The following is a 15425-nucleotide window of genomic DNA, read 5'->3' as shown; positions in this document are numbered from 1 at the left end:
AACTGCGAATGCCATTGATGTAGCCGTATAAATAGATTTTTAAAAATACGCGAGTATCAAAACTTGGTCGACCTTCTGATTTTAAAACTCTTGGCGTAAATCCTAATTTTTCTAAATCGATACTACCTACAAAAGCGTCAATAAATCGAACAGGATTGTCAGCTGATATAGTATCTTCTAAACTCGATACTTGTAACTGGTTACGGGAAATTCCTTGTATATATTGCATCACTAAATATACATAATTTACGTTTTTCTTACAAGTTTTTCGTTATATTTGTTAAAAAGATTGTGGAGGTTTTTTCACAGTCTGACGTTGTGTGCTATATTACAAAGACCTCACAGAATGAAACGACTGACAATAATATTTAGCTTAATTCTATTTGGACAAACTTTATTTGGACAAGGCAAAACAATTCAAAGAGATGTTTTACTTTTTGAGAAAGGGCTTGTTTTACACCAACTTGTTGATGAAGACCTTGATTTAGAGGAAATAATTAATTCAAAAGACAGCATTAAAGTAAAAAAAGAACTTGCAACTGAAATTAAGGAAACTATTCTTGAAAAAGCACTTGAATACTACCAAGAGTTAATTGACAGCTTTCCGAAATCCAAACTTTTATTTAGAACTTTAAATAACAAGGGATTTATTGAAATTGCTTTGAACAACAAAGAAGGAGCTAAAAGAACCTTTCAGAAAATTATAGATAGTAAGGCAGACGACAAAGAAAAAGGTGGAATTGGCTCAGGGATTATGGCAGAACCTTATGCAAACTATAAAAACAGAGCTTCAAAAGTCTTAGCTGATATTTTCATCAAGGACAGTAATTATACAGAAGCAATCAAATATCTTGACCTTACAAAAAAATATCCTTATAGACATTTTTGTGGAAATGAATACGCAGCAGACGAAATTTATATGAGTGAACTTTATGCAAAGTGTTACATTGGCTTAAACGATAGACAAAAAGCGATAGAAACTCTACTACCAAACTTACTTGAAAATGGTTTAGCAAATAATTCAGACCTTGTAAACTTAACATACCAAACTTTGCTACAAAAATATTCAAAGGACGATTTAAAAATCAAATTTGAACAAGCATTTAAAAACTATCAAATTGAAAAAGTAAAAAACAAAGACAGCGAATATGAAAAATATTTTATTACTTTTCTTGATACCAAAATTGAGTTGAGTTCGTGGCGACTTGACTATCTTAAACCCGAAGAAAGAGCAAAAGAAATTGACAAGACGTATAGAAATTCAGAATTTTATAAACTGTTAAATGAATAAATACAGCACACAACAGCCGTAACCGTTGCACAACCCCCTCCAACAACTAAATTTTCAAAAAAATCATAAAAAAACAACCTCGTCTAGTGCTTTCTAAGCGAGGTTTATTTTTGGGATGAAGTTACTGTTTCTAAAAACCCATGCTCCCTTATGACTTCTTTAATAGCACATGCTCTGAAAACAGCAATTCTTCAATAACAAAACAACAGCTGTTTTTTATGAGAAGTTGAAAAAGTTGCATAAATTTGAGGATATTTACTAGTCAACACACATTTGAGCAAAAAATATTTCATACACTTGATTTTTATATTGAATTTATTCTCTTCTTTTGCCCAAAACAGAATAGAATTAATTCTCAATGATTGTAGTCAAGAAAATGGATTTACAATGTTTCCGTTAGTCATAGCTAACCCAAATGTATTGACAGAACATAAAACCAAGTATACTGGAAAATATTTTGATAATAGTAAAATGATTATACTTAATTATTCTGACACTCTGAGAATTGAGTATAGAAATATTTATGGACAAATTATCGACACAACGTTTACAAACGCAAAAGTCTTAAGGATAGTAAAGTTATGCGTTAACAAATTCATTGATTATGAAAAAAAATCTTTAATAAATGAATCAATCCAAAAAAATAAAGTTTGGACCCTAAATACAATTTGGGGTGATTACATTTTTGAATCAGACAAACTAGTTTTAAAGCCTAAAAATGGATTTTTAAAGTTTGAATATTACAAAAACGGAAAAAGAATAAATCGTGGAAAAATAAAAATTACGAAATACATTATAGACAAAATAGCATTATTTGAGCGTAAACTTTATTTAATGCAAAATGCTGATAAAGGTTGTACATTTGGTATAAGTTATAAGCTTAATAATGGTATTGATGAAATCAATTTTCAAGACAATAGTTGTTATGGTTTTAATAATGAACAGCTACTAATTGAATTAAAAATTTTAAATTAAATAAACGTGTGTTAATCACTATTTTGCATAATATTGGCTAATTTACTAACTTTAAACGTCTTACAACAATTAACTAAAGGCTAAACTGATTGTGACGGGCTCCAAACCCAGAACTATGTAAAGTAGCATACGTCAGCAAACTGTTTACCCAACTCCACATCATTAACATGTCAACAGCTATTTTAACTGTTCATAAGTAGCTTTTGCTACTTTCGCTTTTAAACGTTTTGAGGGTTTAAAGACAATTTTATTTTCTTTGATCAGGCTTTTTCCACGGACGGTTGGTTCGGGTGAGCCTGTTGCCTTTAAGGTCAATTGAAACGTGCCTAAACTGTCGATGCGTACAATCTTGCAGTCGGTTAAGGCTTCACTGATGGCATTTGATAAGGCATACATTACCCCAAAACAGTCCGCTTCGGTTAAGGAAGAAGCGGCACAGATTTTTTGAGCCAACGATTCCAAGGTTTCTTCGCCTTGGTTCACCGCACAAGGATAATAGTTAACTTCCGGAGGTTGCACTAAATTGTTTCGTTTGGCAACCATTTTAAATTGTATCGGCATTGTTTTTAGCGGGTTAAGCGTTATTAATTAACGTGAGTTCAATATAAAAACCAAATAGACATTCACCATTTTACACGAATTACACTAATTTACACGAATTGATGATGGAATATTACACCAATAAATCTGATAAATCAGATTTTAATTCGTAAAACTTAATTGTTAAAAATTATGATTCGTGTAAATTCGTGTAATTCGTGTCTAAATTTAAATATACTTACGTCGAACTCACGTTAAATAATAAAATATCTGTTGTGCGGAAAATATGATATATACTTTTCGTTTTTTAGCTTTGCACCATGACGCAGCCTTCTCACTTTATTCCGTTTCAACACGACATATCCGCTATTGCCTTGCCGGAAAAATTCACCTTTCCGTTTTATTACGAACCACATGAACTGAGTAAAATAGCCGCTTCCGAATTGCAAGACTACTTGAACACCCAAACCGACTGGGAACACAATTTCGGATTAAAAGAAGGGCAGCAAGGGTTAGTCATCGGGAAAATGTTTGGCGTATTGGTTGTGCAAAAACCTACCGGAGAAGTGGGTTATCTCGCTGCATTTTCAGGAAAGTTGGCCGATAGCAACGAACACCGTCATTTTGTGCCTCCCGTGTTTGATATGCTCCAACAAGACGGCTTTTTTAAACAAGAAGAAAAAATCCTGAATGCCTACAACCGCGATATTGAAGCCTTAGAAAACGATGCGGAATACCTCGATTGTCAACAAGCTTTGGCCACTACCCTTTTGCAAGCCGAACACGACAAAGCCGAAAAGAAAGAACAAAGTCGCCTGAATAAAATACGTCGGGATGAATTACGGGTGAAAGCGGAACAGGAATTAGCCTTTGACGACTACAAAGCCCTGCAAAAAAGCTTGAGCAAAGAAAGCCAGCAGGAAAGCATACAGCTAAAGCAAATGAACCATCATTGGAAAACGGAAATCGAGAAAGCTCAACAAAAAGTAGCGGTTTTTGAAGCCCGTTTGCAACAGTTGAAAGACGAACGCAAAGCTAAATCGGCGGCGTTGCAACAAAAATTGTTTCAGCAGTATGCGTTTTTGAATCCGTTGGGAGAAACGAAGAGTTTAGGAGCCATTTTTGAAGACAATCCACCGGCAAGTGCGGGCGAATGTGCGGCACCGAAATTGTTGCAGTATGCTTATTTACATCACTTGCAACCCATTGCCTTGGCTGAATTTTGGTGGGGACAATCGCCAAAGTCGGAAATACGGAAACACGAGCATTTTTATCCGGCTTGCACGGGCAAATGCAAACCCATTTTGGCCCACATGTTGGTAGGGTTGAACGTGGACGACAATCCGTTGTTGCAGAATCCGGCGGAAGACAAGGAGTTGAAGTTTTTATACGACGACGCCTATTTATCGGTGGTGCATAAACCGGCCGAGTTTTTATCGGTGCCCGGCAAAGCGATACAGGATTCGGTGTATTGGCGTTACAAAGAAAAATTTCCCGAAGCCACCGGCCCGTTGATTGTGCATCGGTTGGACATGTCCACCTCCGGGATTTTGTTGCTTGCAAAAAGCACGGAAATCTATTTGCAGTTACAGGCCCAATTCATGAAACGCACGGTGCAAAAACGCTATGTAGCCTTATTGAACGGCAGGATTGAACACGACCGTGGCGAGATCAATTTACCCTTACGCGTTGATTTGGACAACCGCCCAAACCAGTTGGTGTGTTACCAGTACGGCAAACCCGCCAAAACGCAATGGGAAGTGGTAGAACGCCGGGAGCATACCACCTTGGTACACTTCTACCCCATCACGGGCCGCACGCACCAGTTGCGGGTACACGCCGCCCACCCCGAAGGCCTCAACACCCCAATTGTAGGCGATGATTTATATGGCACCAAAGCCGACCGCCTCTATTTGCATGCGGAACGCTTACGGTTTTGGCACCCGGTGTTGGGGAAAGAGATGGAGGTGATGGATGGGGTTGGGTTTTGATAAATAGGTTGATAAAATACAAGGAATTCTATTTTATTTTTTTGAAAATTATATAAATTTGATATCTTAAGTATTAAATACATGCAATTTTAATTCAAGATTATGAAATTTTCTGAAAGAATAGGAATACAAACAATAAAAGTTGAAATTCAAAGTGATTACATTGACGATGATTTACTAAATAGTTTATGGAGTCTATTTGATATGTATTTTGCTTCACCTTTAAAATCTCAAGACAGTAATTACTATCAAGCAACAAAATTTAAGAAATTTATTGAAAATCTATGGTTTTCATTTTTTAAAGAACCAATTGATACTATTCCTCGTAACAGTTATGATGTTATCCGAAATATAAGAGATAGATTTTTTTCATTTTATTGGTATCAAGTTTATGATTTTATAGAGTTTATTGCAAAAAACCCAGATCCTATTGATGGAAAACAGTTTACTAATGCTTGTAATTTTGTTTTAGGAAGGGAATTATCTGCTTTTAGATTTATAGAAAACGAACTAACTCCAATTACTGACGAAAATCAAATAGAACAAATTCAAAAAGCTATAGATGATACTGCCACAAATAAATTAAAAAGTGTCAATACTCATTTGCAAGCTTCTTTAAATAAATTATCAGATAAAATGAAGCCTGATTATAGAAATTCAATTAAAGAATCTATTTCTGCTGTTGAAAGTCTTGCTCAAATAATTTCAGGAGACAAAAAAGCAGAGCTAGGTAAAGCATTGAAAATTATTAAGGATAAAATAGGACTACATACTGCATTAGAACAAGGTTTTTCAAAGTTATATGGATATACAAGTGATAGTGATGGAATCAGACATTCGTTATCTGAAGAATCAACTTTAGATTTAGAAGATGCAATATATATGCTTACTAGTTGTAGTGCATTTATAAATTACCTTATAATTAAATCAGACAAATCAGGTATAAAATTGTAACTATAGAAGGGTATAGACTAGTATACAAAGGTGCCCCCAATTCTCCCTTGCTCTCCTAAGTCTTCTTTGATAACACATGCTCTGCGAAGGTCACCCCTAGCTCCCCTAAGTCTTCTTTGATAGCAGTTATAGAAATTATTAGGAAAAGCTTGAATAGTAGTTGAAAAGTTAAATAAGTTAAATAGATTTGAAGATATTTAGTAGTTATGCAACAGTTTTGCGAAACTCAACAGAAAATACAATGCGAGAAAAAATATTTAAATATTCAACGTTATCATTCATATTGATAAACTTTTGGACTTTGTATCTATTCTTTGATTATTTCACTGAAAAGAGAGGAATATTCGAGGCATTAGGTTTGTTCTTTCAGTTTGTTGGAAGCATAATGTATGCAGTTGGTTTTAGTTGTGTTTTGTTAATTATCAGATTGATTTTTCATCTAAGAAATAAAACGAATCCATTAAAAACTAATTTCTTTTATATTCTTTGTGGAATATTCAACCTAAATAATTTCATAATTTGGTCAATTTGTATAATTCTAAAGATTTTAGAAATAGGAAATGAGTTTTTAACTATTTTTATGATTAGTTCGCTCTTAATTTCGTGCTTTATAATTGTTGACATTTACAAATCAAGTTTCAATCAGAAAATAAAAACCAGCTCTCCTTAGTCTTCTTTGATAGCACTTGCTCTGCGAATGTCATTTTTAAAACACCAAAACAGCTTTTGATTTTTGTGAGCAATTGAAAAAGTTGTGTAGATTTGGGAAATTATACATACTTAAATGAAAAAATCCCATTTTATAGTATTTTTACTTTTGTTTTTTGTGGCTTGCGGACAAAATGGAAAACCAATGAAAACACCTGAAAATGCAGCGGAAAAGTTTGATGTATTCATTGCTAAGAAAAAATTTGATGCTCAACCCTACCCTAATTACTATCCCGGTTTAGCGGATGAAAAAATGCGACCTGTTTTTTACGGAGAAGATTAATCAAATTGCTTTGGATTTTAAAGAAGTGGCTTTGTCAAATAATCCAACAGATAAAAAATACCAAGAAAAAATAGCCGTTGGATTAGCACGTTTTTCTGAGATATATTTGGAAACAGACTCAGAAGATTTGGATAGAATTTGTAGTTATATAGAAGAAATCATGGATATTGTTGCTTTGGAAAGTTCTGATGGACAATTGAGTTCTTTTCGTTATGGTTTTGAACCGAAATGAAATAATTGTTCTGGTTTATCAGTTTGTTGAACTACACAAAAAAGTAGATAAATTTCTAAAATGAAAAACGAAGAATTAAATAAAATAATTGAACAATTAGAATCTGGAGCATCAAAAGAGAAAGCAACTTTTGGAATTTATTATCTTGAAGGAGAAGACGAAATGCATATAAAAGCGAATAAAGATGGTTTTGAATTATTTGCTTGTGAGATGTTGAAAGCTTCACGTGATTCTGAGGACGTAATTGAAAATAGTGAAAAAAAATATATTGATTTTGGTTACAAAGAAAAGTGGATTGAAGGAGAATTAATTGCTTATATAAAACCAGTTTCTGAGAGTAGGAATGAAATTAAAGAAGAAAAACCGTATCGAGAAACTTTTAAGGATTTAGCTTTTAAATATGGTTGTTTAACAATTATTGGAATGATAATTTTGAGCATTATTATTGGAATTTGCACTATTGTAAATTGGTTTCTGTAATTACAGCTCAATAAAGGTATATTAATTTCTAATAGAAAAAGAATTGAAGAGTAGTTCAAAATAAAATAATTCTATAAATGGAAATTCCTAATTCTTATATTTGGTTTATAAAGTTAAAATTGACAAAATTTATTCCATGGCAATTTGATGTTGAATTAAATTTAAATTCAATTAGTAATCAAAGGTTTAAAGAAGAGCATGGTTTAAATCGCGAAGTTTTAACTTTTGGAAGAAGACAAGACATGGACACATTTGCTGGATTTGAAATTAAAGATGGTAATGTTTGTGAAAATGTAATTGTCTTTCATCTAACATTTCAAAAAAATACACTAGATTGGAATATTATTGAAAATGAATATTCAGACTTTTTTGAATTCATAAGAAATCAAGTTTTGCCAGAAATGAAGGATTGGATTAAGGATGAAGAAATTGATTAATTGTGAAATTTAAATAAATATAACTGATAGCTTAACAAAGTCTTTATTTGATTACAATCTTTTGAGAGGTCATTAGAAAAAAATTTTTACACAATGTTTGAGAAGTTTAAAATTAAATACTTAGGAATTCAGCCCATAGGTAAAGTATCAACTAATCAACTTGAAGGACTAATTGCTAGAGAATTCCCTAGGTATATAGATGAGATTACATTAAAGTTTAACCGAATTAAAGCTGATAATCCAAATGCTATAAATAGAATTCAGCGGCAATTTTAAAGCTTTCAAACAAAGATATTTCAAAAATTGATGATTATATTGAACTAGCAAATAATGACAGTAGAGATGTTCTAGCTTTGGCAGAATATCCGCGGTATTCCAAACTTGGTTTCTCTGATTTAAATAATATTAGAAAAAAAACTATTTATTTGGAAGATTGGGATGAGTATTCAAAATGGATAAATGAGTAAAAATAAGAATATAAAATTTTTACTGTATTATTCGAGTTTACCTACTCTACAAATAGCATTTTCAATCCACAAAACAGCATTTAATTCTTGTGAGCAATTGAAAAAGTTGTGTAGATTTGGAAACTTGACAGTTATGTAGCATTTTAAAACACAGATAATATGAAATATTTACAGACCATTTTTGCATTGACAATAGTTTATGTAATGGCAAGTTGTTCAAACGGAAAACTTGATGAAAAAGGTTTTCAGGTAGGTTCAAGTTCAGACAATTCTGAGAACAACCAATCCAACGGACTAAACAGTGATTCTTTGAAGATTGACACACGACCAAGTAGCGTTTTGTTAACAGGCGTTCCAAACGTTCGGTTGACAACTATTTATAAAGTAAATGTGAACAAAGAAGACAATTCGACTTTCATTGGTTCAAACAATTTTCATTACAGATACGAAGAGACCGAAGAAAACAAAGGAAATAATTGGAATAACAATCTTATGCCGGGACTTCAAGCAGTTTATGGATATAATTTGGTGAATATTTCGCATTATGACATTAAAGAAAATAAACAAAAAAACTTTTTTGAGAAACCAGTTTTAGTTAAAACACTTTATTATCCGACTTTTACTAAAGATACACTAAATTTTAAACCAATTACTAGAGATTTCTTTTTGGTTTCTGTTTATAATGACGACACCAACAAAGACGGATTTATTAATCTAAAAGACCTAAGAAGACTTTACTTGTTCGACATTAATGGTGAGCAACAAAAAGCACTTATTCCAGAAAATTATTCAGTTTTTAAGTCCGAATATGATTCAGACAATGACTTTATGTTTGTATTTGCAAAACTAGACAGTAATAAAAACGGTCGTCAAGACGATGAAGAACCCATTCATATTTTTTGGATAGACCTAAAAGACCCCAGTAAAACAGGACGACAATACTAAATTGAGAAGAAAAAGCATTTTCCCTTAGTATTCTTTACTATCTCCAGCTCCCAACTCCCTTAGCCTAATTTGTTTGCAATTGCTATGTGAATTGCAAACACTTTCATTTGTGCTAAAAATTTAATAAACAATTACTTATATTTGATACGCTATACATCAACTATGAAAAAACTATTCTCTATTCTTTTCGTCCTTATTCTTCAAATCGGATTTGCTCAAAATGAGCAGTATAATGACGTAGTTCATTATTATCATTCGCAAAAAAATTTCAACGGGATTGTTTTGGTCGCTACAGATGGAAAAATTGATTACCTGAACGGAATTGGTATTTCCAACAGACAAACCGGCACAACGATGAATGCGAAGACAAAATTTAAAATTGCTTCTATAACCAAAACGTTTACAGCGGTGCTTGTGCTACAACTTCATCAGCAAGGTAAAATTGATTTGAATGTACCTTTCGGAAAATACTATCCTACCTATAAGGGTGATGCAAAAGATAGAGTTACGATTAAACAGTTGCTGACCTACAGTTCAGGCATTCCGAATGCGGTTGAAAATTTACACTTGAAGCCTTATCAGTTGCCTTTGACGCTTGACGAATTTATCGATCAATATTGTAGTGAAAAGGTAGCCTTCACCCTGGGAGAGAAAAGTAATTACAGCAATACAGAGTATACTATTTTGCATAAAATTATTGAGAATGTTTCCAAAACATCTTTTGCAAGTCTCTTGCAAGAAAACATTTTGAACCCTTTACAAATGGTGAACACCGGTATGTTGAATGCCAAAGATATCATTGCCGGACTTTGCAGCTCCTATACCCTTGAAGAAACCACCAATAAAATTACGGCAGACGAACCTTATTTTATTGAAAATTATTTTGGTTCCGCGGCAATGTATTCCACCGTTGAAGATTTGTTAACGTTTAATAATGCCCTTCTCAATAATCGTTTATTAAATGCAACCACTACTAACTTATTGCTCCAACCGAACAAACAATTAGACGGTGCAACCTTGGGCGGTATATGGTATTCTGATGGTTATGGTACTTTTAACAAGCCTTTTATTTACAGAACGGGTGGACTGTTAGGTTCTTGTTCCAATTGGATTCATTCTATGGAGGATAAAAAAACAATTATTGTTTTCAACAATGTAAACGGAACCAATTTATATGAGCTTTCCGAGCAATTGTATCGGGTCAGCACCGGACAAAAACCTACTATTTCTTCCTATGAAAAGAGAGAAAACAACAGTAAAACCGTGAATCTTGATGCCATAAAAGGGACTTGGGTATTGGACCTTCGACCGGACCCCAACAGTGCACCCTATTTCAAAGATTTTATTTTAACGCCAACCAAAGGCAATGAATTTAAAGGAGAATTTTATGGTACGCCCTTCACCTGTGGTTATTTCAACACCGATTGGGAAAACATATATTTTGCATTTACAACCGGCGATAAAGACAATGTTTACTACCATTCAGGATACATCATTGACAACAAGATTTTTGGAATTTCCTACAGTGAAGGACGAAAATTTACATCGCATTGGACGGGAGTGAAAAAGTAAAAGTGAAGAAGAAAATAGGAAATGTTGAATAACAACTTTGTTTTTTTATTTTAAGTACTTCACCAATTGAATTAAAATGTTCGAAATATTCCTAAAGTAAAAAAAATGCAAAAATTAATTTTTTTTAATTTGCTTTCAAGTAATAAATATATTCTAAAAATTTAATTGAATAGTCTATATTTGATATTATATAGTATTTAAAAAAAATAAAATATGGAATATTTAATCATCATTTACCTTTTGTTTCAGATTGGCATAGGCGTTTTATATTTCAGTTTTAACTATTTTGCTGTTGAAAAAGGAATTAAAGAAAGTAAAGAATTTTTGTTGTTAATTTTTCTTCCCTTATATGGATTTGGTAATTGGAAGTACAATAGAAAAATTCGTTTAAATGGTAAAACTGAACTACCTAAAAATTGGTACATTTGGAAATATATGATTCCTGTAAATACTTGGTTTATTGCAACATTAGCAATTGTATTACTGGTTTTTACAATTATTACTATGACTTCAGAAGTTTTTGATAGTAATGTAAGTTCAGACAATATTTATTCCGCTGTTTTAGAGGGTTTTGGTAATATGTTTATCGGATTAATAATCGTATTGATACTATTAGGATTATTCATCGTTTTGTTTGTAATTGGATTAGTATTGATACTTGTTCCTAAGTTAAATGTAAAATCAATTGAAAGCGAATATTACAAAAATAAATTTGAGTCGAATAAAACGGTGTAAATTTGTTACACGTTCTAACTTATATTATAAAATCCTCAGTAATAGTATATTTCCCTTGCCCTCATAAGTCTTCGTTTATACCATATGCTATGCGAATAGCTTAGAGAAACATATTAAATATGAAAGCAACAATTACTTTTAAAATGAAACCAATCTATCTCACCCTACTATTCCTTTCAATGTTTACAACAACAACAATGGCACAAAACAGTAGTACAGAACAAGTAGTTCAGATGAATTTAGATTATTATAACAACAGAGATATTGAAGGTTTTATGCGATGCTTTAGTGAAGACATTGCGATATACAGTTTTGCTGATCATACGCTCACAGCTAAAGGGCTTGATGAAGTACGAAAATTGTACACCGCCTTATTTGAGTCGTCGCCTACATTGCATTCCACCATTGTAAAACGTATTGTTTTTGACAACAAAGTCATCGACCATGAAAGCATAGTAGGCAGAAAAGGTTCTGCGGATATTTTAGAGTTAGTACTGATTTACGAAGTAAAAAACGATAAAATTTATAAAATTACGGTAATTCGAAAATGAGTTTTGGGTTTCAGTTGTTTGAAAATTGTTATTTGTTAAGTGGATGTTTTTGGGATGGTTGATAAATGACAAGGATTTGCTAAGTTTTCTTCGTATAGCAATGTAATACAAACTCCAAAAGCTATCGGAATTAACAACACATCTGAAAATTAGCACAATTGATAGTAAAAGTTAGTTACATTTGAACTTATTTATTAGAAAACGGAATCGTTTGACGATTCTGCAAACAAAAATAATTTGACAATTGAAATTAATTACATACATCAAAAATCTATTGCTAACAGAAAAGCATGGTTTAGAAAATGATAGAACTAAACTCATTAAGAAAATGAGAAAGCTCTATGCGTTTTTGGAAACGGATTTTGATTACTCTTATACCATTCAAAAAGAAACCGACAAGTATCCGGGCGGTCCGAAATATTACATCAACCGATACACAAACTATAAAGCACAACGACAAATTGAAATTACATTGCATCGCAACAGTACTCCTGTATACTTTTACCTAAAGCGACTTGAGGACAATCGAGAGCCTTCTTATTCGGACAACAACAATTGCTATACTTTTTATGAAATTGATTTGTATAATGGCATTGACGATCACAATAGACATCATCCTTATTTACCACCAGAATATGAGTTAGCTACTGTTAAAGTGGGACTTGAGATATTAAAATCAATTCCAACTATTCTAAATGGGAATGAGTGGTTTGACAGAAATAAACTGGATAAAATATTTCTAGAAACTAAAGGCTACAAATCAGGAAAGTATGAAAATCCAACTTTTGAATTGATTAAAAAGACATTTTCATTTTTAGAAACTGACCTTAACTTTAAAATTGTTTACGATTATGACAAATTAAGACCTTTTGAAAAAGGACTTGGCGGATCTTTAATTTATAGCAATGATAAAAACACAATTGGTTTTTCCGTTGATTTTCGTGACCGTTATTTTTCAGTATACTGGCTTGACAATAAAAACTACGACATAGATAATTTTTGGGAAATTGGTGAACAAATCGGGAGTGGAATGACAACAGAAAAAGAACTTATACATGTTAAAAGACAAGTTGATGCAAGAATAAGATATTACAATCGTTAGATACCCCTCCCTACAATTCATCTCATTTGGTAAACCAAAAACAATTAATTAACAATCGAATTTTCTTCTTTTTTATCATTGTTCAAGATATTGCTTTCCTCTTTCGCAAGTTTATTTTTGGTTGGAATTTTATAATTTAAGGTGATGCCTACACGTCGGGTATCGTTTTTACTGGCATAGACTAAATTTGTCCCTAAAGCATTAAATCCTTGTTCGTTGGTGTTAAAAACATCATTGCAATACACCGAAATAGCTAAATTATTATCTAAAAATTTCTTAGTAAATGTTACATCAAATTGTTGACCAAAAGGCACACGGTTCTCATAATAGAAATAGTTTCCACCGGTAGAAGAAGTGTTATAATTTGCCGTAAACGTAATTTTACCGGGCAAAACGATTTGCGACATGGCATTAAAAAACCACAAACCTTTGTTGGTTACATCCGGCAAAATATGCTTTTGGTGACCCACATACAAGTATAAAAAGTTGATTTCGTCGGGATTAAAATCAAATTTCAAGGTTTCGGTTAAGCCTTTCGTAAACAACATATACGGAATCGGTAACCCAAAATTAAAATTATGAATGGTTACTTGCGGAATATTTTCAGAAATACTAGCCGCACCATCGCCATTTGTAATGATGCGATTCATCACTTGGTTATTGGCGTCACTTCGAGAATAACTCACATAAAAATATTCAAAAGCACTGATTTTTACTTCATAATTATCAAAAATAGTTGGCTCTAAATTTGGGTCGCCAAAAAAGCTCACATTTGGATTTTGATAACTGGTATTATTTGGATTTAATGAAGCCGTATTAGGTAAACTAATTTTTTTATTGTAATTGGCATTTACAAATACTTGCGGAATGATGTTGTATTGAATACTTGCATTCGGAAAAAAGCGTGTTTGCTTAAACGGAATCAAATCATCGGTATCGGTTGTTCCGTCTATGCTATACGATTCTAACCTTCCGCCTACTACAAAATCAAATTTTTTATACGTCGATTGAAATTCAGTGTAGGCTGCAAAAGTCGTACGTTGATAATCCAAATTGGTACTTCCTTCATTTTGTGCTTCAAATTCCAATTGATCTGCCAACACACCGGTTGAAAACTTGGTCTTTTCTAAAAACGAAAACTCTTGTGAATAATCGGTTCTGAATTGATAGAACAACTGATCAAAACCATTGTCTAAAACTGAATTTCCAACACTTCTGTTGGTTAAATCAAATTGATTATCTACCGAATTGATGTTGAACCGAAAGTCTAACTTTTTAGTTGCATCGTCAAATCGCTTTTGATAATTTAAAGCAACGTCATTTCGGTTGAGTTTGTTTTTACTGACATCACTGGTTGTAAAGCCAAAACCATTGGCATCAATTAAGGCATTGTTGTTGGAAGTAGTAAAATCATAATTGACCAATAAACGGTCTTTTTTTAAATCGAATTTCAAACCGGTTTTAAAGAAGTAGAAGCGATTTTCTCTATCGGTTGTATTTTGCGATAAAACAAAACTTTCATTTCTAAAATTAGTGCGTTGATAGCCTTGATTGAAGTTTTGACCCAATTGAATTTGCCAGCCAAACCATTTATTTCGAGCGTTTAACAACACACTGTTATTAAAACGATGCCTTGATTTTGTGTATTTTGTATAACTATATCCGTTTGAATACGTTGCAGAAAGGTATTTTTTTGCGTTTTTAGAAGTAACAATATTGATAATGGCTCCACCGGAGGTAGCCGGAAATTCGGCACCGGGTTGAGTGATAATTTCTACTTTTTCAATCGAATTAGCCGGAAGACTTTCTAAATACGAAGTAAGTTCATTGGAAAATATATTTAAAGGTCGATTGTCCATAAAAACTTCCAATTGTTTTCCTTGGTACATCATGCCTGCTACATCAGAAACTATCAATCCGGGCAATTTTTTTAATCCTTCCATCACCGAACCGGAATTTAAATGACTTTGTTCAGAAAAATTAAAGATGGTTCGATCGGCTTTTTGTTCTATACTTTTCTTTTTAGATTGAACGACAACCTCTTTCAATTCAGTGGGTAAAATGCTATCTTTTTTGGTTTCCTCTTGTGCAAATGAAAATTGAAAAAAGATAATTAAACTAAAAATAAAAATGTTTTTCATGAAAATAGTTAGGTTGTTAGT

At 32.6% G+C, this 15425-nt stretch carries 16 protein-coding genes; 13 read left to right on the top strand and 3 right to left on the bottom strand.

Annotated elements, in window-relative coordinates:
• Positions 1–229: transposase (locus H601_RS0109640; RefSeq protein ID WP_026711326.1), on the bottom strand; the 229-nt coding region annotated here is incomplete at its 3' end.
• Positions 230–277: 48 nt separating this feature from the next.
• Between H601_RS0109640 and H601_RS0109635 the strand changes: the two genes are divergently transcribed.
• Together H601_RS0109635 and H601_RS0109630 are read left to right on the top strand one after the other, a co-directional pair.
• Positions 278–1291, top strand: coding sequence for a tetratricopeptide repeat protein (locus H601_RS0109635; protein ID WP_156900381.1), 1014 nt, complete (start codon positions 278–280; stop codon positions 1289–1291).
• 309 nt (positions 1292–1600) lie between these two features.
• Positions 1601–2266: a hypothetical protein gene (locus H601_RS0109630; protein WP_026711324.1), complete on the top strand. Its 666-nt coding sequence runs from the start codon at positions 1601–1603 to the stop codon at positions 2264–2266.
• 177 nt (positions 2267–2443) lie between these two features.
• On the opposite strand, the gene H601_RS0109625 is transcribed toward H601_RS0109630, so the two are convergent.
• Positions 2444–2827 (bottom strand): HU family DNA-binding protein, encoded by a 384-nt coding sequence (locus H601_RS0109625; RefSeq protein ID WP_084139967.1) that lies wholly within the window; start codon positions 2825–2827, stop codon positions 2444–2446.
• A gap of 299 nt (positions 2828–3126) precedes the next feature.
• On the opposite strand from H601_RS0109625, the gene H601_RS0109620 reads away from it, so the two are divergent.
• The 11 genes from H601_RS0109620 (at position 3127) to H601_RS0109565 (ending at position 13263) form a co-directional block, all read left to right on the top strand.
• Positions 3127–4797: a pseudouridine synthase gene (locus H601_RS0109620; RefSeq protein WP_026711322.1), complete on the top strand. Its 1671-nt coding sequence runs from the start codon at positions 3127–3129 to the stop codon at positions 4795–4797.
• Positions 4798–4899: 102 nt separating this feature from the next.
• Positions 4900–5751: an AbiJ-NTD4 domain-containing protein gene (locus H601_RS0109615; RefSeq protein WP_026711321.1), complete on the top strand. Its 852-nt coding sequence runs from the start codon at positions 4900–4902 to the stop codon at positions 5749–5751.
• Between the two features lie 784 nt (positions 5752–6535).
• Positions 6536–6742 carry a hypothetical protein gene (locus H601_RS16835; RefSeq protein WP_245571637.1) on the top strand — a complete coding sequence of 69 codons (207 nt, stop codon included), beginning with the start codon at positions 6536–6538 and terminating at the stop codon, positions 6740–6742.
• Positions 6705–6974 (top strand): DUF4844 domain-containing protein, encoded by a 270-nt coding sequence (locus H601_RS16830; protein ID WP_245571636.1) that lies wholly within the window; start codon positions 6705–6707, stop codon positions 6972–6974. Before H601_RS16835 ends, H601_RS16830 begins: the two co-directional genes overlap by 38 nt.
• Positions 6975–7034: 60 nt before the next feature.
• Positions 7035–7454, top strand: coding sequence for a hypothetical protein (locus H601_RS0109600; protein ID WP_026711319.1), 420 nt, complete (start codon positions 7035–7037; stop codon positions 7452–7454).
• Positions 7455–7531: 77 nt separating this feature from the next.
• Complete coding sequence (locus tag H601_RS0109595) at positions 7532–7891, top strand: hypothetical protein (RefSeq protein WP_026711318.1); 360 nt, start codon at positions 7532–7534, stop codon at positions 7889–7891.
• Between the two features lie 626 nt (positions 7892–8517).
• Positions 8518–9303, top strand: coding sequence for a hypothetical protein (locus H601_RS0109585; protein ID WP_026711316.1), 786 nt, complete (start codon positions 8518–8520; stop codon positions 9301–9303).
• A gap of 162 nt (positions 9304–9465) precedes the next feature.
• On the top strand, positions 9466–10875 hold the full coding sequence (locus tag H601_RS0109580) for a serine hydrolase domain-containing protein (RefSeq protein ID WP_026711315.1): 1410 nt from the start codon (positions 9466–9468) through the stop codon (positions 10873–10875).
• Between the two features lie 213 nt (positions 10876–11088).
• On the top strand, positions 11089–11610 hold the full coding sequence (locus H601_RS0109575) for a hypothetical protein (RefSeq protein WP_026711314.1): 522 nt from the start codon (positions 11089–11091) through the stop codon (positions 11608–11610).
• Between the two features lie 119 nt (positions 11611–11729).
• Positions 11730–12161, top strand: coding sequence for a nuclear transport factor 2 family protein (locus H601_RS0109570; RefSeq protein WP_051220714.1), 432 nt, complete (start codon positions 11730–11732; stop codon positions 12159–12161).
• A 244-nt stretch (positions 12162–12405) separates the two neighbouring features.
• Entirely contained in the window at positions 12406–13263 is an 858-nt protein-coding gene (locus tag H601_RS0109565; protein WP_026711312.1) for a hypothetical protein, read from the top strand.
• 44 nt (positions 13264–13307) lie between these two features.
• On the opposite strand, the gene H601_RS0109560 is transcribed toward H601_RS0109565, so the two are convergent.
• Positions 13308–15404 (bottom strand): outer membrane beta-barrel family protein, encoded by a 2097-nt coding sequence (locus H601_RS0109560; RefSeq protein ID WP_026711311.1) that lies wholly within the window; start codon positions 15402–15404, stop codon positions 13308–13310.
• Positions 15405–15425 lie beyond the last annotated feature (21 nt).

This window comes from Flavobacterium filum DSM 17961 (assembly GCF_000425465.1).
GTDB classification, from domain to species: Bacteria; Bacteroidota; Bacteroidia; order Flavobacteriales; family Flavobacteriaceae; genus Flavobacterium; species Flavobacterium filum.
Note: the sequence above shows the minus strand (reverse complement) of the source record. Positions and strands in the feature narration are given on the sequence as shown.

Excerpts from the sequence above, each read along its gene's own strand:
- H601_RS0109625 (WP_084139967.1), bottom strand. The coding sequence starts at position 2,827 with ATGCCGATACAATTTAAAATGGTTGCCAAACGAAACAATTTAGTGCAA.
- H601_RS0109620 (WP_026711322.1), top strand. The coding sequence starts at position 3,127 with ATGACGCAGCCTTCTCACTTTATTCCGTTTCAACACGACATATCCGCT.
- H601_RS0109615 (WP_026711321.1), top strand. The coding sequence starts at position 4,900 with ATGAAATTTTCTGAAAGAATAGGAATACAAACAATAAAAGTTGAAATT.
- H601_RS16835 (WP_245571637.1), top strand. The coding sequence starts at position 6,536 with ATGAAAAAATCCCATTTTATAGTATTTTTACTTTTGTTTTTTGTGGCT.
- H601_RS16830 (WP_245571636.1), top strand. The coding sequence starts at position 6,705 with ATGAAAAAATGCGACCTGTTTTTTACGGAGAAGATTAATCAAATTGCT.
- H601_RS0109600 (WP_026711319.1), top strand. The coding sequence starts at position 7,035 with ATGAAAAACGAAGAATTAAATAAAATAATTGAACAATTAGAATCTGGA.
- H601_RS0109595 (WP_026711318.1), top strand. The coding sequence starts at position 7,532 with ATGGAAATTCCTAATTCTTATATTTGGTTTATAAAGTTAAAATTGACA.
- H601_RS0109585 (WP_026711316.1), top strand. The coding sequence starts at position 8,518 with ATGAAATATTTACAGACCATTTTTGCATTGACAATAGTTTATGTAATG.
- H601_RS0109580 (WP_026711315.1), top strand. The coding sequence starts at position 9,466 with ATGAAAAAACTATTCTCTATTCTTTTCGTCCTTATTCTTCAAATCGGA.
- H601_RS0109575 (WP_026711314.1), top strand. The coding sequence starts at position 11,089 with ATGGAATATTTAATCATCATTTACCTTTTGTTTCAGATTGGCATAGGC.
- H601_RS0109570 (WP_051220714.1), top strand. The coding sequence starts at position 11,730 with ATGAAAGCAACAATTACTTTTAAAATGAAACCAATCTATCTCACCCTA.
- H601_RS0109560 (WP_026711311.1), bottom strand. The coding sequence starts at position 15,404 with ATGAAAAACATTTTTATTTTTAGTTTAATTATCTTTTTTCAATTTTCA.